Annotated in this window: 16 protein-coding genes and 1 tRNA gene; 1 reads left to right on the top strand and 16 read right to left on the bottom strand. The window is 65.3% G+C overall.

The window, feature by feature from the left end; genetic code table 11:
• From ACFO27_RS11275 to rpsL, 4 genes are all read right to left on the bottom strand, one after another.
• The coding region (locus ACFO27_RS11275) for a GTP-binding protein (RefSeq protein ID WP_033453371.1) at positions 1–99 on the bottom strand (99 nt) is incomplete at its 3' end.
• Between the two features lie 63 nt (positions 100–162).
• Positions 163–2,265, bottom strand: coding sequence for an elongation factor G (fusA, locus tag ACFO27_RS11270; RefSeq protein ID WP_376817419.1), 2,103 nt, complete (start codon positions 2,263–2,265; stop codon positions 163–165).
• Positions 2,266–2,295: 30 nt separating this feature from the next.
• Positions 2,296–2,766: a 30S ribosomal protein S7 gene (gene rpsG / locus ACFO27_RS11265; protein WP_269356106.1), complete on the bottom strand. Its 471-nt coding sequence runs from the start codon at positions 2,764–2,766 to the stop codon at positions 2,296–2,298.
• 141 nt (positions 2,767–2,907) lie between these two features.
• Entirely contained in the window at positions 2,908–3,282 is a 375-nt protein-coding gene (gene rpsL, locus ACFO27_RS11260; protein ID WP_043679020.1) for a 30S ribosomal protein S12, read from the bottom strand.
• A gap of 393 nt (positions 3,283–3,675) precedes the next feature.
• Between rpsL and aroQ the strand changes: the two genes are divergently transcribed.
• Positions 3,676–4,125, top strand: a complete 450-nt coding sequence (gene aroQ / locus ACFO27_RS11255) for a type II 3-dehydroquinate dehydratase (protein ID WP_376817418.1) — start codon at positions 3,676–3,678, stop codon at positions 4,123–4,125.
• Here the strand turns inward: aroQ and ACFO27_RS11250 are convergent.
• From ACFO27_RS11250 to ACFO27_RS11195, 12 genes are all read right to left on the bottom strand, one after another.
• Complete coding sequence (locus ACFO27_RS11250; protein WP_376817417.1) at positions 4,093–4,998, bottom strand: DMT family transporter; 906 nt, start codon at positions 4,996–4,998, stop codon at positions 4,093–4,095. The genes aroQ and ACFO27_RS11250 overlap by 33 nt on opposite strands.
• Positions 4,999–5,002: 4 nt before the next feature.
• On the bottom strand, positions 5,003–5,815 hold the full coding sequence (gene aroE, locus ACFO27_RS11245) for a shikimate dehydrogenase (protein WP_376817416.1): 813 nt from the start codon (positions 5,813–5,815) through the stop codon (positions 5,003–5,005).
• A gap of 178 nt (positions 5,816–5,993) precedes the next feature.
• Positions 5,994–10,256 (bottom strand): DNA-directed RNA polymerase subunit beta', encoded by a 4,263-nt coding sequence (rpoC, locus tag ACFO27_RS11240; RefSeq protein WP_376817415.1) that lies wholly within the window; start codon positions 10,254–10,256, stop codon positions 5,994–5,996.
• Positions 10,256–14,368, bottom strand: a complete 4,113-nt coding sequence (gene rpoB / locus ACFO27_RS11235; protein WP_376817414.1) for a DNA-directed RNA polymerase subunit beta — start codon at positions 14,366–14,368, stop codon at positions 10,256–10,258. The genes rpoC and rpoB overlap by 1 nt, the downstream gene beginning before the upstream one ends.
• Positions 14,369–14,573: 205 nt before the next feature.
• Positions 14,574–14,954: a 50S ribosomal protein L7/L12 gene (rplL, locus tag ACFO27_RS11230; RefSeq protein ID WP_269356120.1), complete on the bottom strand. Its 381-nt coding sequence runs from the start codon at positions 14,952–14,954 to the stop codon at positions 14,574–14,576.
• Positions 14,955–15,030: 76 nt separating this feature from the next.
• A complete protein-coding gene (gene rplJ / locus ACFO27_RS11225) occupies positions 15,031–15,555 on the bottom strand; it encodes a 50S ribosomal protein L10 (RefSeq protein ID WP_376817413.1) in 525 nt (174 codons plus the stop codon).
• Positions 15,556–15,779: 224 nt separating this feature from the next.
• Positions 15,780–16,475, bottom strand: coding sequence for a 50S ribosomal protein L1 (gene rplA / locus ACFO27_RS11220; RefSeq protein WP_376817412.1), 696 nt, complete (start codon positions 16,473–16,475; stop codon positions 15,780–15,782).
• A 2-nt stretch (positions 16,476–16,477) separates the two neighbouring features.
• A complete protein-coding gene (gene rplK, locus ACFO27_RS11215) occupies positions 16,478–16,912 on the bottom strand; it encodes a 50S ribosomal protein L11 (RefSeq protein ID WP_323030339.1) in 435 nt (144 codons plus the stop codon).
• 218 nt (positions 16,913–17,130) lie between these two features.
• Positions 17,131–17,664, bottom strand: a complete 534-nt coding sequence (nusG, locus tag ACFO27_RS11210) for a transcription termination/antitermination protein NusG (RefSeq protein WP_323030338.1) — start codon at positions 17,662–17,664, stop codon at positions 17,131–17,133.
• A gap of 14 nt (positions 17,665–17,678) precedes the next feature.
• Positions 17,679–18,059 carry a preprotein translocase subunit SecE gene (gene secE, locus ACFO27_RS11205; RefSeq protein WP_323030337.1) on the bottom strand — a complete coding sequence of 127 codons (381 nt, stop codon included), beginning with the start codon at positions 18,057–18,059 and terminating at the stop codon, positions 17,679–17,681.
• Positions 18,060–18,099: 40 nt separating this feature from the next.
• Positions 18,100–18,175 (bottom strand) — tRNA-Trp (locus ACFO27_RS11200).
• Positions 18,176–18,259: 84 nt separating this feature from the next.
• The coding region (locus tag ACFO27_RS11195) for an EF-Tu C-terminal domain-related protein (RefSeq protein WP_143243714.1) at positions 18,260–18,357 on the bottom strand (98 nt) is incomplete at its 5' end.

Genomic DNA, 18,357 nt, shown 5'->3' with positions numbered 1-18,357 from the left:
CGTGATCGCCGCCGTCAGCGTCGTCTTGCCGTGGTCAACGTGGCCGATCGTACCCACGTTCACGTGCGGTTTGGTCCGTTCAAACTTGCCTTTTGCCATGATGTATCCCGTATTTCCTAGGAAATGAAAAGTGGTTGCCCGGCCATGCGGCCGGGCCGTGCGTTACTTGCCGCGAGCGGCGATGACTTCGTCGGCGACGTTGCGCGGCGCCTCGGCGTACTGCTTGAATTCCATCGTGTAGGTGGCGCGGCCCTGGGTCTGCGAACGCAGGCTGGTCGAATAGCCGAACATCTCGGCCAGGGGCACCTCGGCCTTGATGATCTTGCCGCCGCCCGGGATGTCGTCCATGCCCTGGACCATGCCGCGACGGGACGACAGGTCGCCCATCACCGTGCCGGCGTAGTCTTCCGGGGTTTCGACTTCGACGTGCATCATGGGCTCGAGCAGGACCGGGTTGGCCTTGCGCATGCCATCCTTGAACGCCATCGAGGCCGCCATGCGGAACGCGTTTTCGTTCGAGTCCACGTCGTGGTACGAACCGAAGAACAGCGTGACCTTGACGTCCACGACCGGGTAGCCGGCCACCACGCCCGCGGGCAGGGTTTCCTGGATGCCCTTGTCCACCGCCGGGATGAACTCGCGCGGCACCACGCCGCCCTTGATGGCGTCGACGAATTCGTAGCCGCCGCCCGCTTCCAGGGGCTCGAGCTTGAGCACGACGTGGCCGTACTGGCCGCGGCCGCCGGACTGCTTGACGAACTTGCCTTCGACTTCCTCGCAGGTCTTGCGGATGGTCTCGCGGTAGGCCACCTGGGGCTTGCCGACGTTGGCCTCGACGCCGAATTCACGCTTCATGCGGTCGACCAGCACTTCCAGGTGCAGTTCGCCCATCCCGGAAATGATGGTCTGGCCGGATTCCTCGTCGCTGCGCACGCGGAAGGACGGATCCTCGGCGGCCAGGCGCGACAGGGCGATGCCCATCTTTTCCTGGTCGGCCTTGGACTTGGGTTCCACGGCCTGGGAAATCACAGGCTCGGGGAATTCCATCTTTTCCAGCAGGATGTGGTCGCCCACGTCGCACAGGGTCTCGCCCGTGGTGACTTCCTTCAGGCCCACGACGGCCGCGATGTCGCCCGCGACCACTTCCTTGATTTCGGCGCGGTTGTTGGCGTGCATCTGCAGGATGCGGCCGATGCGTTCCTTCTTGCCCTTGACCGGGTTGTAGACGGTGTCGCCGGAGGACAGCACGCCCGAATACACGCGGATGAAGGTCAACTGGCCCACGAACGGGTCGGTCATCAGCTTGAACGCCAGCGCCGACATCTTTTCCTTGTCGTCGGCCTTGCGGCTGACTTCGTTGCCTTCGTCGTCGGTGCCCTTGACCGGGGGAATGTCCACCGGGGAGGGCAGGTAGTCGATGACGGCGTCCAGCATGCGCTGCACGCCCTTGTTCTTGAAGGCGGTGCCGCACAGCATGGGCTGGATTTCGCAGGCGATCGTGCGCAGGCGGATGCCGCGGTCGATCTCCTGCTCGGTCAGCGAGCCGGTCTCGAGGTACTTGTTCATCAGTTCCTCGTTGGCCTCGGCGGCCGATTCCATCAGCTTTTCGTGCCATTCATTGGCCTGATCGGCCATGGCGGCAGGAATATCCATGTACTCGAACTTGGTACCCTGAGAGGCTTCGTCCCAGATGATGGCCTTCATCTTGGTCAGGTCGATGACGCCCTGGAAGTTGTCCTCCGCGCCGATCGGGATGACGATGGGCACGGGATTGGCCTTCAGGCGCAGCTTGAGCTGATCGTAGACCTTGAAGAAGTTCGCGCCGGTGCGGTCCATCTTGTTGACGAAGGCCAGGCGGGGCACGCCGTACTTGTTGGCCTGGCGCCACACGGTTTCGGACTGCGGCTGCACGCCGCCCACGGCGCAATACACCATGCAGGCGCCGTCGAGCACGCGCATGGAACGCTCGACTTCGATGGTGAAGTCGACGTGGCCCGGGGTGTCGATGATGTTGATGCGGTGCTCATCGTACTGGTGCTCCATCCCGCGCCAGAACGCCGTGGTGGCCGCCGACGTGATGGTGATGCCGCGTTCCTGCTCCTGCTCCATCCAGTCCATGGTGGCCGAGCCTTCATGGGTTTCGCCAATCTTGTGGTTGACGCCGGTGTAGAACAGGATGCGCTCGGTGGTGGTGGTCTTCCCTGCGTCGATGTGCGCGGAAATGCCGATGTTGCGGTAGCGCTCGATGGGAGTTTTGCGGGCCATGATGTATTTCCTGGTGATTGACCGGCTGGATTACCAGCGGAAGTGGCTGAAGGCCTTGTTGGCCTCGGCCATCTTGTGGGTGTCTTCGCGCTTCTTCATGGCGCCGCCGCGGCCTTCGGCGGCATCCATCAGCTCACCCGCGAGACGCAGGTCCATCGACTTCTCGCCGCGCTTCTTCGCGGCTTCGCGCAGCCAGCGCATGGCCAGGGCCAGGCGGCGCACGGGGCGCACTTCGACCGGCACCTGGTAGTTGGCGCCACCGACGCGGCGGGACTTGACTTCGACCACCGGCTTGATGTTGTTGATGGCGGTGTTGAAGACTTCGATGGGTTCCTTGCCCGTCTTGGCCTGGATCTGGTCCAAGGCGCCGTACACGATGCGTTCCGCCACGGCTTTCTTGCCGGACAGCATGACGACGTTCATGAACTTGGCCAGCTCGACACTGCCAAATTTGGGATCGGGGAGGATTTCACGTTTCGGTACTTCGCGACGACGAGGCATTTCGATTTCCTTGTGACGATTCAGTTGAGCCGCCTGTGCGGCCACGGCTTCCATCCGGAAAGCCACTTACGTGCCACAGCCCCATGGCTGCGGCTGCACGGCCGATCTAAAGCGATCGGGATACTGCTGAGAAGCGGGGAATTACTTCTTGGGACGCTTGGCGCCGTACTTGGAACGGGCCTGCTTGCGGTCCTTGACGCCCTGGAGATCCAGGGAGCCGCGGACGATGTGGTAGCGCACACCGGGAAGATCCTTCACGCGGCCGCCGCGCACCAGGACCACCGAGTGTTCCTGGAGATTGTGGCCTTCGCCGCCGATGTAGGAGATGACCTCGTAGCCGTTGGTCAGGCGCACCTTGGCGACCTTGCGCAGGGCGGAGTTCGGCTTCTTCGGGGTGGTGGTGTAGACACGGGTGCAGACGCCGCGGCGCTGGGGGCAGTTATCCAGCGCCGGGCTCTTGCTGCTCTCGCGGCTGACTTGGCGCGGCTTGCGCAGCAGTTGAGCAATGGTAGGCATGACCTTTACGCATCCTTTGTACTTGCGTACGTTTTACGTCGATATCCAGAATGCCCGGGCCTGCTTGGCCGCGCAAAGCGCGCGGCGGGGGCATTTTCAGGCGATGTGCGCAAAATCCGCCTGAAACGAATGACGTAAAGAGCGGGTCTTGCACAAGGTTTTGCACGCCGAAGGCCGCTGGCCTTCGGTGTCGCCGGGCGCAAAGACAGGCACAAGATCATGCGGCGCATACCGCGACCAGATGCCATTAACCCAGCAAGCCAAGAAGTTTAGCACGATTTGTTTTTGCAGGGCAAAGGGTTATTGCATTCCGGCGGATGAATCTCCCGGCCGAAGCCGGGCGGGGCCGCACCAGTTATGATGCTGCATGGTTTCCACACGTCCATCGCCCCCATGAACATCCTCGTCCTGCACGGCATCAACCTGAACATGTTCGGCCAGCGCGACCCGGCCCAGTACGGCTCGATCACGCTGGCGCAGATCGACGCGCGCCTGCAGGCGCTGGGCCGGGAACTGGGCGCCGAAGTCGCCTGCTTCCAGACCAACCACGAGGGCGAGCTGGTCGAACGCATCCATCGCGCCCATACCGACGGCACCGATGCGGTGCTGATCAACGCCGGCGCCTGGACGCACTACAGCTACGGCATCCGCGACGCCATCGCCATCCTGCGGATTCCCGTCGTCGAAGTGCACATGTCGAACATCCACGCGCGCGAAGCCTTCCGCCACGAATCGGTACTGGCGCCCGTGGTGCAGGGCCAGATCTGCGGCTTCGGCGCCGACAGCTACCTGCTGGGCCTGCGCGCGGCCCTAACGATGGCCGGTGAAGCCGCGCCAGGCTGAAGCCCCGCGCCGCAGCAGCGGCCCGGACGACAGCAGCAGGCCGCCCGCGGCGATGATCAGCATCCCCAGCCAGGTCATGGCGTCGGGCACGGACGAGAAGGCCAGCCAGCCCAGCAGGGTCGCCCAGAAGATCTGGGTATAGCCGTACGGCCCGAGCGAGGCGGCCGGCGCGTGCAGCAGGGCGTGGGTCATGATCAGATGGCCCAGCGCGGCCACCGTGCCCAGGCCAATCACCAGCAGCAGGTCGGCCCAGGCCATGGGCGCCCAGTCCATGACGCCCCAGGGCATCAGGACCAGCGCGCCGATCAGGCCGGTGTACAGGTTGCTGGTGGCGGGATGCTCGGAACTGCGCGAGAAGCGCGTGACGAGCTGGTAGCACGCGTTGCAGACGGCCGATCCCACGGGGAACAGGATGGCCCAGGTCAGCAGGCCGCCGCCGGGCCGGGCGATGATCAGCACCCCCGCGAAGCCGCAGGCCACGGCGATCCAGTCCAGGCGGCGGGCCTTTTCCTTCAGCACCAGCCCCGACAGCAGGGTGATGAGCACCGGCGCCATGAAGACGATGGCGGTGGTCTCGGCCAGGGGCAGCCGCGCCAGGCCGTTGATCACCATCACGCTGCCGCAGCACAGGCACAGGCCGCGGAACAGCTGGATGCCGTACCGGCGGGCGCGGAACAGGCCGCGCCCCATGCGCGGCTGGAAGATCAGGAACACGGCCAGCGCCTGGGCCATGTAGCGCACCCAGACGATCTGGTTCACCGGATAGCCGGCCGTCAGGTATTTGGTGCCCGTGTCCAGGCAGGAGAAGAACAGGCTGGCCACGCACATGAGCAGCGGCCCCAGCCAGACCCGGGCGGGACGGTTCGCATCCATGGGGTCAGGCCAGCTTGAGCCGCTCCAGGACGGGACGCACGTCGGGCAGCACGCCGCGCCAGACGCGATAGGACTCGGCCGCCTGGCCCACGAGCATGCCCAGGCCATCGACCACGAGGGCGGCGCCCCGGCCGCGGGCCTGGCGCATGAAGGGCGTGTCCTCCCCGTAGGCCAGGTCGTAGGCCAGGCCATCGGCCGCCACGCGATAATCCACGGCGGGCGCTTCCCCTTCGTTCAGGCCGGCCGAGGTCGCATGGATGACCACGTCGTATTCCCGCCCTCCGGCGGCTTCCAACGGCCCGCCCTGGATGCGGCCCGCGGATTCCAGCGCGCCCGCCAGCGCCCTGGCGCGGGCGGCGGTACGGTTGACCACCAGGATCCCGGCGGGCCGCGCCTGCAGGAGCGGCAGCAGGATGCCGCGCGCCGCGCCGCCCGCGCCGATGACGAGCACCCGGCGCCCGGCCAGGGACACGCCCAGCCGATCCTGGATGTCGCCGACCAGTCCCACGCCATCGGTGTTGTCGCCCAGGATGCCTTCGGGACCGAACTTGAGCGTATTGACGGCCCCGGCCGCGCGCGCGCGTTCGGTCAGGGTATCCGCCAATTCAGCCGCCGCCAGCTTGAACGGCGCGGTGACGTTCATGCCACGCCCCCCGGCGGCGGCGAAGGCCAGGACGGTTTCGCGGAACGCGGCCGGTTCGGCCAGGATGGCCTCATAGCGCAGGTCGTGGCCAAGCTGGCGGGCGAACGCCGTGTGCAGCAGCGGCGACTTCGATTGAGCGATGGGATTGCCGATGACGGCGTAGAGATCAGTCATATGATGTCCAGGCGAGACAATCGAGACTATAGAACAAGAATGCCCTCTCCTGGGCCGCTTCGCGCGCCTTTTGTGCGTCTCAAACGGGAAAAGGTAAAAAAAAACCCCACTCCTGGAAGGGAGCGGGGTCTGGAAACGCATGCCGGGCAACGGGCGGCCGGGCCGCCCGCCGCCGCGATCAGTCCTGCGCCGGCGCTTCGCCGTCGGCCGACGGTTCGGCGTCCGGACCGGCGTCCTCGGAACCCACGTGGGCCATCTCCGACGGTTCCCCGAACGGATTGGCCAGTTCGCGGGCCGCGGCGCGCTCGGCGGCCTCGAAGATTTCCTTGTCGTGGCGGGCGATGTGGTAGGACATGCCCGTGCCGGCCGGGATCAGGCGGCCCACGATGACGTTTTCCTTCAGGCCGCGCAGTTCGTCGCGCTTGCCCATGATGGCGGCCTCGGTCAGCACGCGGGTGGTTTCCTGGAAGGACGCCGCCGAGATGAACGAGTCGGTCGACAGGGACGCCTTGGTGATGCCCAGCAGCACGTTTTCGTACGTGGCCGGGATCTTGCCTTCGGCGTCCATGCGGTCGTTCTCGTTCAGCAGCTCGGAGCGCTCGACCTGCTCGCCGGTGATGAAGCTGGTGTCGCCGGAGTTGGTGATGTTCACGCGGCGCAGCATCTGGCGGACGATCACTTCGATGTGCTTGTCGTTGATCTTCACCCCTTGCAGGCGGTAGACGTCCTGGACCTCGTTGACGATGTAGGAGGCCAGCGGCTCGATGCCCTGCAGGCGCAGGATGTCGTGCGGATCGGCCGGACCGTCGACGATCAGCTCGCCCTTGTTGACCACCTGGCCGTCGTGCACCAGCACCTGCTTTTCCTTGGAGATCAGGAACTCGTGGCTGACGCCGTCCATGTCGGTGATGACCAGGCGCTGCTTGCCCTTGGTGTCCTTGCCGAAGGAGACCGTGCCGGTGACTTCGGCCAGCATGCCGGCGTCCTTGGGCGAACGGGCCTCGAACAGCTCGGCCACGCGCGGCAGACCGCCGGTGATGTCGCGGGTCTTCTGGGATTCCTGCGGAATCCGGGCGAGGAAGTCGCCCACGCCCACGGCCTGGCCGTCGCGCACAGTGATCAGCGCGCCCACGGGCAGCGAGATCGCCACCGCGTGGTCGGTGCCGGCCACCTTGATTTCCTGGCCCTGCTCGTCGAGCAGCAGGATCTGCGGGCGGGCGGCGGCGCCCTTGGTGCCGCGCGTCTTGGGCGTGATCACGACCAGGGTCGACAAACCGGTGATCTCGTCCACCTGGCGCGCCACCGTGACGCCTTCCTCGATGTTGGCGAAGCGGATCGTGCCGGTGTACTCGGACACGATGGGGCGCGTCAGCGGATCCCAGGTGGCCAGCTTGGCGCCGGCCTTGACGACGTCGCCGTCGCCCACGGCGATGGTGGCGCCATAGGGAACCTTGTGGCGCTCGCGCTCGCGGCGGTTGTCGTCATAGATGACGATTTCGCCGGAGCGGGACACGGCGATGCGGTCGCCCTTGGCGTTGGTCAGGTAGCGCAGGCCGATGGCGAAGCCCACCGTGCCGGCGGACTTGGTCTCGACCGAGCTGGCCATGGCCGAACGCGAGGCGGCGCCGCCGATGTGGAAGGTCCGCATCGTGAGCTGCGTGCCGGGTTCGCCGATGGACTGGGCCGCGATGACGCCGACGGCTTCGCCCTTGCTGACCAGATAGCCCCGGCCCAGGTCGCGGCCGTAGCAGTGCGCGCACAGGCCGTGGCGGGTCTCGCAGGTGAGCGGGGTGCGGATCTTGACCTCGTCCACGCCCACTTCGTCGAGCAGCTCGACCAGGTTCTCGTCCAGCAGGGTGCCGGCCGGGATGACGGTTTCCTGGGTGTCGGGATTGACGACGTCCGTGGCCGTCACGCGGCCCAGCACGCGGTCGCGCAGCGGTTCGATGACTTCGCCGCCTTCGACCAGGGCCTTCATCACGTAGCCGTGGGTGGTGCCGCAATCGTCCTCGGTGATCACCAGGTCCTGGGTCACGTCCACCAGGCGGCGGGTCAGGTAGCCCGAGTTGGCGGTCTTCAGGGCGGTGTCGGCCAGGCCCTTGCGCGCGCCGTGGGTCGAGATGAAGTACTGCAGCACGTTCAGGCCTTCACGGAAGTTCGCCGTGATGGGCGTCTCGATGATGGAGCCGTCGGGCTTGGCCATCAGGCCGCGCATCCCCGCCAGCTGGCGGATCTGGGCGGCGGAGCCCCGGGCGCCGGAGTCGGCCATCATGTAGATGGAGTTGAACGATTCCTGGCGGGTTTCCTTGCCGTGGCGGTCGATGACCGGCTCGGTGGAGAGCTGTTCCATCATCGCCTTGCCGACGCGGTCGCCGGCCTTGCCCCAGATGTCCACCACGTTGTTGTAGCGTTCCTGGGACGTGACCAGGCCGGAGGAATACTGCTTGTCGATTTCCTTGACCTCTTTCGAGGCCTGGGCCAGGATTTCGTTCTTGACGTCGGGCACGACCATGTCGCCCATGGCGATCGACACGCCGCCGCGCGTGGCCAGGCGGAAGCCCGACTGCATCAGCTTGTCGGCGAAGATCACCGTGGCGCGCAGGCCGCAGCGGCGGTACGACATGTTGATCAGGCGCGAGATTTCCTTCTTCTTCAGCGCCTTGTTCAGCACCGCGAAGGGCAGGCCCTTGGGCAGGATCTCGGACAGCAGGGCACGGCCCACGGTGGTCTGGAAGCGGCCGACCACGGCCTTCCATTCGCCGTTCTCGTCCTTGACGTATTCGGGCAGGCGGGTGGTGATGCGCGTCTGCAGCTCGACTTCGTGGTTGTCGTAGGCGCGCTGGACCTCGGCCAGGTCGGCCAGGAACATGCCTTCGCCCTTGCCGTTGACGCGTTCGCGCGTGGCGTAGTACAGGCCCAGCACGATGTCCTGGGACGGCACGATGGCGGGTTCGCCGTTGGCCGGGAACAGGACGTTGTTGGAGGCCAGCATCAGGGTGCGGGCTTCCAGCTGGGCTTCCAGCGACAGGGGCACGTGCACGGCCATCTGGTCGCCGTCGAAGTCGGCGTTGAACGCCGCGCAGACCAGCGGGTGCAGCTGGATAGCCTTGCCTTCGATCAGTTGCGGTTCGAAGGCCTGGATGCCCAGGCGGTGCAGCGTGGGGGCGCGGTTGAGCATCACCGGGTGTTCGCGGATGACCTCTTCGAGGATGTCCCAGACCACCGGTTCCTGGCTCTCGACCAGCTTCTTGGCCGCCTTGATGGTGGTCGCCAGACCCATCATTTCCAGGCGGTTGAAGATGAAGGGCTTGAACAGTTCCAGCGCCATCAGCTTGGGCAGGCCGCACTGGTGCAGGCGCAGCTGCGGACCCACCACGATGACGGAACGGCCGGAGTAGTCGACGCGCTTGCCCAGCAGGTTCTGGCGGAAGCGGCCGCTCTTGCCCTTGATCATGTCGGCCAGGGACTTGAGCTGGCGCTTGTTGGCGCCGGTCATGGCCTTGCCGCGGCGGCCGTTGTCCAGCAGCGAATCGACGGCTTCCTGCAGCATGCGCTTTTCGTTGCGCAGGATGATGTCCGGGGCCTTCAGTTCCAGCAGGCGCTTGAGGCGGTTGTTGCGGTTGATGACGCGGCGGTACAGGTCGTTCAGGTCGGACGTGGCGAAGCGCCCGCCGTCCAGCGGCACCAGCGGACGCAGGTCCGGCGGCAGCACCGGCAGCACTTCCATGATCATCCAGTCGGGCTTGATGCCGGACTTCTGGAAGCCTTCCAGGACCTTCAGGCGCTTGGAGATCTTCTTGATCTTGGCGTCGGAACCGGTGGCCTTCAGTTCGGCGCGCAGCTTTTCGACCTCGGAGTCGATGTCGATGTTGCGCAGCAGCTCACGCACGGCCTCGGCGCCCATCAGGGCGTGGAAGTCGTCGCCGTATTCCTCGGTCTTGGCCAGGTAGTCGTCGTCGGACATGATCTGGCCGCGCTTGAGCGGCGTCATGCCCGGCTCGATCACGCACCAGGCCTCGAAGTAGAGCACGCGCTCGATGTCGCGCAGCGTCATGTCGAGCACCATGCCCAGGCGCGAGGGCAGGGACTTCAGGAACCAGATGTGCGCCACCGGGCTGGCCAGCTCGATGTGGCCCATGCGCTCGCGGCGCACCTTGGCCACGGTGACTTCGACGCCGCACTTCTCGCAGATCACGCCGCGGTGCTTCAGGCGCTTGTACTTGCCGCACAGGCACTCGTAGTCCTTGATCGGGCCGAAGATCTTGGCGCAGAACAGGCCGTCGCGCTCGGGCTTGAAGGTGCGATAGTTGATGGTCTCGGGCTTGCGGACTTCGCCGAAGGACCACGAACGGATCTTTTCCGGCGATGCGATCCCGATGCGGATGGCGTCGAATTGCTCGTCCTGGGAGACTTGCTTGAAGAGATCGAGTAGCGCTTTCATTATTTACGCTCCAGATCCATGTCCAGGGACAGGGATCGAATTTCCTTGACCAGCACGTTGAACGATTCGGGCATGCCCGCGTCGATCACGTGATCGCCCTTGACGATGTTCTCGTAGACCTTGGTCCGGCCCGTGATGTCGTCGGATTTCACCGTCAGCATTTCCTGCAGGGTGTAGGACGCGCCGTAGGCTTCCAGTGCCCAGACTTCCATTTCCCCGAAGCGCTGGCCGCCGAACTGGGCCTTGCCGCCCAGCGGCTGCTGGGTCACCAGGGAGTACGGGCCGGTGGAGCGCGCGTGCATCTTGTCGTCCACCAGGTGGTGCAGCTTCAGGAAGTGCATGTAGCCCACGGTCACGGGACGCTCGAACTGCTCGCCCGTGCGGCCGTCGGTCAGCCAGGCCTGGGTGCGGCCGCTGGTGAGCTTCAGGCGCTCGGCGACCTCGTCCGGGTAGGCGATTTCCAGCATGCGGGTGATGTCTTCCTCGGTCGCGCCGTCGAACACCGGCGTGGCCAGGGGCACCCCTTTGCGCAGGTTGTTGGCCAGCGTCAGCACCTCGTCGTCGGTCAGTTGGTCGAGCTTCACCGAGCCGCCGCAGGCGTTGTAGACGGTCTCCAGCGTCTTGCGCACGGCCTTGACCTGGACGCCGCGCTCGTCGTCGAGCATGTCGGCGACGCGCTGGCCCAGGCCCTTGGCGGCCCAGCCCAGGTGGACTTCCAGCACCTGGCCGATGTTCATCCGCGAGGGCACGCCCAGCGGGTTGAGCACGATGTCCACGGGGGTGCCGTCGGCCATGTGGGGCATGTCCTCGATCGGGGTGATGCGCGAGACCACGCCCTTGTTGCCGTGGCGGCCGGCCATCTTGTCGCCCGGCTGCAGGCGGCGCTTGACGGCCAGGTAGACCTTGATCATCTTCAGCACGCCCGGGGGCAGCTCGTCGCCCTGCGTGAGCTTCTTGCGCTTTTCCTCGAAGGCCAGGTCGAACTGGTGGCGCTTCTGCTCCAGAGCGTCCTTGACCTGCTCCAGGGAGACGGCGGCGTCCTCGTCGGCCAGGCGGATGTCGAACCACTGCCAGCGGTCCAGCTCGTCCAGGTACTCGGCCGTCAGGGCGGTGTTCTTGGCCAGCTTGCGCGGGCCGCCGTTGGCGGTCTTACCGATCAGGGTCTTGCGCAGGCGGTCGAAGGCGTCGTTCTCGACGATGCGCAGCTGGTCGTTCAGGTCCTGGCGGTAGCGGCGCAGTTCGTCGTCGATGATGGACTGGGCGCGCTTGTCGCGCTCGATGCCCTCGCGGGTGAAGACCTGCACGTCGATGACGGTGCCGACCATGCCGGAAGGCACGCGCAGCGAGGTGTCCTTCACGTCGGAGGCCTTCTCGCCGAAGATCGCGCGCAGCAGCTTTTCTTCCGGCGTCAGCTGGGTTTCGCCCTTGGGCGTAACCTTGCCGACCAGCACGTCGTCGGCGCGCACTTCGGCGCCGATGTGCACGATCCCGGAATCGTCCAGGCGGTTGAGCTGGACTTCGGCCAGGTTGGAGATGTCGCGCGTGATTTCCTCGGGTCCGAGCTTGGTGTCGCGGGCGACCACGGTCAGCTCTTCGATGTGGATCGACGTGTAGCGGTCGTCGGCGACGACGCGCTCGGAGATCAGCACCGAGTCCTCGAAGTTGTAGCCGTTCCAGGGCATGAACGCGATCAGCATGTTCTGCCCCAGGGCCAGCTCGCCCAGGTCGCTGGAGGCGCCGTCGGCCAGCACGTCGCCGCGCGCGACCAGGTCGCCGCGCGACACGATGGGCCGCTGGTTGATGTTGGTGTTCTGGTTGGAGCGGGTGTACTTCTTCAGGTTGTAGATGTCCACGCCGACTTCGCCGGCGACGTTCTCGTCGTCGTTCACGCGGATCACGACGCGCTCGGCATCGATGAAGTCCACGATCCCGCCGCGCACGGCCTGCACGGTCGTGCCCGAGTCCACCGCCACGGTGCGCTCGATGCCGGTGCCGACCAGCGGCTTTTCAGGCCGCAGGCAGGGCACGGCCTGGCGCTGCATGTTGGCGCCCATCAGGGCCCGGTTGGCGTCGTCGTGTTCCAGGAAGGGGATCAGCGAGGCGGCGACCGACACGATCTGCGACGGCGCGACGTCCATGTAGTGCACGTTGGCCGGAGCGGTCAGCATGGTTTCGCCGGCTTCGCGGCAGGCGACCAGGTCATCGGTGAAGCGGCCTTCCTCGTCCAGCACCGCGTTGGCCTGGGCGATGACGTACTTGCTTTCCTCGATGGCCGACAGGTATTCGATCTGGTCGGAGACCTTGCCGTCGATGATCTTGCGGTAGGGCGTTTCCAGGAAGCCGTATTCGTTCAGGCGCGCGTACAGGGCCAGGGAGTTGATCAGGCCGATGTTCGGGCCTTCGGGCGTTTCGATCGGGCAGACGCGGCCATAGTGGGTCGGGTGCACGTCGCGGACCTCGAAGCCGGCGCGTTCGCGCGTCAGGCCGCCCGGTCCCAGGGCGGAGACGCGCCGCTTGTGCGTGATTTCCGACAGCGGGTTGGTCTGGTCCATGAACTGGGACAGCTGGCTGGAACCGAAGAATTCCTTGATCGCGGCCGAGATCGGCTTGGAATTGATCAGGTCGTGCGGCATCAGGTTTTCGGTTTCGGCCTGGCCGAGACGTTCCTTGACGGCGCGCTCGACGCGCACCAGGCCGGCACGGAACTGGTTCTCGGCCAGTTCGCCCACGCAGCGCACGCGGCGGTTGCCCAGGTGATCGATGTCGTCGATCTGGCCGCGGCCGTTGCGCAGTTCCACCAGCAGCTTGATGGTGTCGAGGATGTCCTCGTTGGTCAGGGTCAGCGGGCCGGTATTGCCGGCGTCGCGGCCCAGGCGGCTGTTGACCTTCATCCGGCCGACGCGCGACAGGTCGTAGGTTTCCTCGGAGTAGAACAGGCGCTGGAACAGGGCCTCGACGGCTTCCTCGGTGGGCGGCTCGCCGGGGCGCATCATGCGGTAGATCGCCACGCGCGCGGCCATCTGGTCGGCGGTGTCGTCGGTGCGCAGGGTCTGCGAGATGTACGCGCCTTCGTTCAGCTCGTTGATGTAGAGCGTCTCGATGTCGCGGATGCCCGCCGCGCGGAATTCCGCCAGCAGGGACTCGGTGATCTCGTCGTTGGCCTGCGCCAGGACTTCGCCGGTGTCCGGGCTGACGACGTTCTTGGCCAGGACGCGGCCCAGCAGGAAGTCCTCGGGCACCGAGATGTGGTCGACCTTGGCGGCGGTCAGGTCGCGCAGGTGCTTGGCATTGATGCGCTTGTCCTTCTCGACGATGACGTTGCCCTTCTTGTCGGTGATGTCGAAGCGCGCGACCTCGCCCTTCCAGCGCTCGGGCACGAATTCGAGCATGCCGCCTTCCTGGTGGAGGGCGATGTGGTCGAAGCTGGAGAAGTAGGCCAGGATGGCTTCCGGCGTCATGCCGATGGCCTTCAGCAGGATCGTCACCGCCATCTTGCGGCGGCGGTCGATGCGGAAGAACAGGATGTCCTTGGGGTCGAACTCGAAGTCCAGCCACGAGCCGCGGTAGGGAATCACGCGCGCGGAGAACAGCAGCTTGCCCGAGCTGTGGGTCTTGCCGCGGTCATGCTCGAAGAACACGCCCGGCGAGCGGTGCAGCTGGGACACGATGACCCGCTCGGTGCCGTTGATGACGAAGGAGCCGGTGTCCGTCATGAGCGGAATTTCGCCCATGTAGACTTCCTGTTCCTTGACTTCCTTGACGGTGGGCTTGCTGACCTCGCGGTCCATCAGCACCAGGCGCACCTTGGCGCGCAGCGGCGACGCGTAGGTCAGGCCGCGCTGCTGGCATTCCTTGACGTCGAACACGGGGGTGCCCAGCACGTAGCTGACGAATTCCAGCCGCGCCATCTGATTGTGGCTGACGATCGGAAATATCGAATTGAAGGCCGCCTGCAGTCCTTCTTCCTTCCGTTTGGACGGGGGGACGTCCGATTGCAGAAAGGTCTTGAACGATTGCAGTTGCGTCGCCAGCAGGTAGGGGACGTCCTGGACGTCCTCGCGCTTGGCGAAGCTTTTGCGTATGCGCTTCTTTTCGGTGTACGAATAAGGCATGAGCACTCCGACTCGAGGGTTGCTTAGGCCGTCAACCACGGCCATGGTTTACGACTCCGGAAAACCCGGCTCGGCGTGATGCGGCGGGGCATCGAACGCGGGTTTTCTGGAAACGCAAAAGCCCGGGAGGCTTTGGAAAGCGCCGGGAGGGCCCGAAACGGGTGTCCGACGCTTCCCCGGGCTTCCCGGGCGCGGCGATGAGGTCTTACTTGAGTTCGACCTTGGCGCCGGCTTCTTCCAGCTTCTTCTTCGCGTCTTCGGCCGTGGCCTTGTCCGCGCCTTCCTTGACGGGCTTCGGAGCGCCGTCGACCAGGTCCTTGGCTTCCTTCAGGCCCAGGCCGGTGATTTCGCGCACGGCCTTGATGACGTTGACCTTGTTGGCGCCGACTTCGGCCAGGACGACCGTGAACTCGGTCTGCTCTTCAGCGGCGGCGGCAGCGCCACCGGCGGCCGGGGCGGCGGCCACGGCGACAGCGGCCGCAGCGGCGGACACGCCGAACTTCTCTTCCATTTCCTTGATCAGCTCGGACAGTTCGAGCACGCTCATGGCGGCGATCGCGTCCAGGATTTCAGCTTTAGTTGCCATTTTTTAGAACTCCAGATGATTGAATAAGCCAGGTTTGGTTGTCGCTTCCAGCAACGAAGGGATGCCGGCGGGCCGCTTAGGCGGCCTGCTTCTGGTCGCGCACGGCCGCCAGGCCGCGCACGAACTTCGTGGGCACTTCGTTGAGCGTACGCACAAACTGAGCGATGGGCGCCTGCATGGTGCCCAGCAGCTTCGACAGCAATTCCTCGCGGGACGGCATGGTGGCCAGGGCCTTCACGCCATCCTGGTTCAGCAGGCTGTTGGGGAGGGCCCCGCCTGTGATGACCAGCTTGTCATTGCTTTTCGCGAAATCGGACAGGACCTTGGCGGCCGCCACCGGGTCGGTGCTGATCCCATAGATCAGCGGACCGGTGAGCTGGGCGGACAGACCCTCGAAGGGGGTGCCGGCCAGCGCGCGGCGCACCAGCGTGTTCTTCAACACGCGCAGGTAGACGCCCGATTCACGCGCAGTCTTGCGCAATACGGTTACGGAGGCGACGTCCAGACCACGGTACTCGGCGACAATGATCGATTGGGCGCGACCGACTTCGGCCGAGACTTCCTCGATGACGACCGCCTTTTCTTGGCGATTGAGACTCATGGTTGAACACTCCATCTAACGACGCCGGGGAAACCCCCGGCATCAACCGAATGCGGCGCGCCTGGTCGAGTTCATGAATGAATTCTTCCTGGGCGCCGTCTACGCTGGATCCGGCGATACGGCCCGGGATTAAGCGTCACGCCAGGGGCGATCGGCTCCAGCGGTCTTTGACAGCGGCGCCCGACCCGAAGGCCGGGCGCAGCCCAAAGTTCAATATGCCGGCCTTACGCGGCCAGCGATGCCACTTCGACGCGCGCGCCGCCACCCATGGTGGAGGACACGGCGACCTTGCGCAGATAGATGCCCTTGGCCGCCGCGGGGCGGGCCTTGTTCAGGGCGTCGATCAGCGCGGCCAGGTTGGCCTGCAGCTTTTCGACATCGAAGGACGCGCGGCCGATCGTGGCGTGGATGATCCCGGCCTTGTCGGTGCGGTACTGCACCTGGCCGGCCTTGGCGTTCTTGACGGCGGTGGCGACGTCGGGCGTCACGGTGCCGACCTTGGGGTTCGGCATCAGGCCGCGGGGACCCAGGACCTGGCCCAGGGCGCCGACGACGCGCATCGTGTCGGGCGAGGCGATGACCACGTCGAAATCGATGTTGCCGGCCTTGATGCTGGCGGCCAGGTCGTCCAGGCCGACAATGTCGGCGCCGGCGGCCTTGGCGGCCTCGGCCTTCTCGCCCTGGGCGAAGACGGCGACGCGCACGGTCTTGCCGGTGCCGGCGGGCAGCACCACGGAACCGCGGACCAGTTGGTCGGACTTCTTGGGATCGATGCCCAGTTGCACGGCGACGTCGATGGACTCGTCGAACTTGGCCGTGGCGGTTTCCTTGACCAGCGCGATGGCTTCGGTCACGGGATACAGCTTGGTGCGATCGATCTTGGCCGCGATGGCGGCGACGCGTTTGCTCAGCTTGGCCATGATCAGACGACTCCTTCCACATCGATACCCATGCTGCGGGCGCTGCCGGCGATGGTCCGCACGGCGGCGTCCAGGTCGGCGGCCGTCAGGTCGGGCTGCTTGGTCTTGGCGATTTCCTCGGCCTGGGCGCGCGTCAGCGTGCCGACCTTGGCCGAGTTGGGCGTCGCGGAGCCCTTCTGGACGCTCGCGGCCTTCTTGATCAGGATCGTGGCCGGCGGAGTCTTCATGATGAACGTGAAGCTCTTGTCGGCGAAGGCGGTGATCACCACGGGGATCGGCAGACCGGGCTCCATGCCCTGGGTCTTGGCGTTGAACGCCTTGCAGAATTCCATGATGTTCAGACCGCGCTGACCCAGCGCCGGACCGATCGGGGGAGAGGGATTGGCCTTACCAGCTGGCACTTGCAGCTTGATGAAGCCGACGATTTTCTTCGCCATGCGATGCTCCTGTCGGGTACGTGCGCCGATTCCTTGCGGAACCGGCTCCCCGGGTTGAATAAGACCCCCACGCTGCGCCTTCGGCTTGCGTCCACCTCGCAGCTTGCATGCTGCTCGGATTCGTCAGGCTTGGAACAGTCCGCAGGGACTGTTCCGTGTCCTGGCTCATCCCCCAAGGGGGAGGCGCTTTACCGTAGCACGGCCTGGCGGCAAAAAAATCAGACCTTTTCGACCTGACTGAAATCCAGTTCGACCGGGGTGGCACGACCGAAGATCGTGACCGACACGCGGACCTTGCTTTTTTCGTAGTTGACTTCCTCGACGCTGCCGTTGAAGTCCGCGAACGGGCCTTCCTTGACGCGGACGGTTTCGCCGATCTCGAAGAGGACCTTGGGGCGTGGCTTTTCCACGCCTTCTTCCATCTGGGAAAGGATCTTCTCGACTTCCTTTTCGGAGATGGGAGCGGGGCGATTGCCGGAACCGCCGAGGAAACCCGTGACGCGGTTGGTGCTCTTCACCAGGTGCCAGGTCTCGTCGGTGAGATCCATTTCGACCAGGACGTAGCCCGGGAAGATGCGGCGCTCGGAAATCGACTTGCGGCCGTCCTTGATTTCGACGACTTCCTCGGAAGGCACGAGAATGCGGCCGAAGGCGTCCTGAAGCCCGGCGCGCTCGATGCGTTCGGCCAGGGCCTTGTGGACGCTTTTTTCCATGCCCGAATAGACATGGACGACGTACCAGCGCTTGCTCATGCGGTTTTCGTTCCTTAGTTCCAGCCCAGCAGCAGGCCGTAGATGATCCAGCCCAGCAGCTTGTCGGCGATCCACAGCAGAGCGCCCATGGCCAGCACGAAGGCGAATACGATCGCGGTCATGCGCGTGGTTTCCTGGCGTGTGGGCCAGACGACGCGGCGCGTCTCGTTGTACGATTCGCGGCCGAAGGCGAGGGTACGCCGGCCGGTGTCGCTGAACCAGACGATGATCGCGGCCAGGATCAGGCCGGCGATGAAAGCGCCCACGCGCACGTAGCCGGGCTGATCCACGAGGGCCGAATACGCCACGATACCCGCAACGATCACGAGCACGGCCAGGCCGAGCTTGATGCGTTCGGCGGCGCGGCTGACGGTTTCTACGTTCTGGTGAGACATATACGGGTGTTCGACGCCGCTGCTGCGGCAATGAGATCGGTGGCAGGGGCAGAAGGAATCGAACCCTCAACCTTCGGTTTTGGAGACCGACGCTCTGCCAATTGAGCTATACCCCTAAACCTCGAAAAACGGTGGCGCTGCCGCACCCCCGTTTTTTGAAAAGCGTTGGTGGGCGGCCAGCCCACCATTGTACTACAGAATTACTTGATGATTTTGGCGACGACGCCGGCGCCCACGGTGCGGCCACCCTCGCGGATGGCAAAGCGCAGGCCCTCTTCCATGGCGATCGGCGCAATCA

Source organism: Castellaniella denitrificans (assembly GCF_042653765.1).
GTDB lineage: Bacteria > Pseudomonadota > Gammaproteobacteria > Burkholderiales > Burkholderiaceae_B > Castellaniella > Castellaniella denitrificans.
This window is presented reverse-complemented; position numbering and strand designations above follow the sequence as displayed.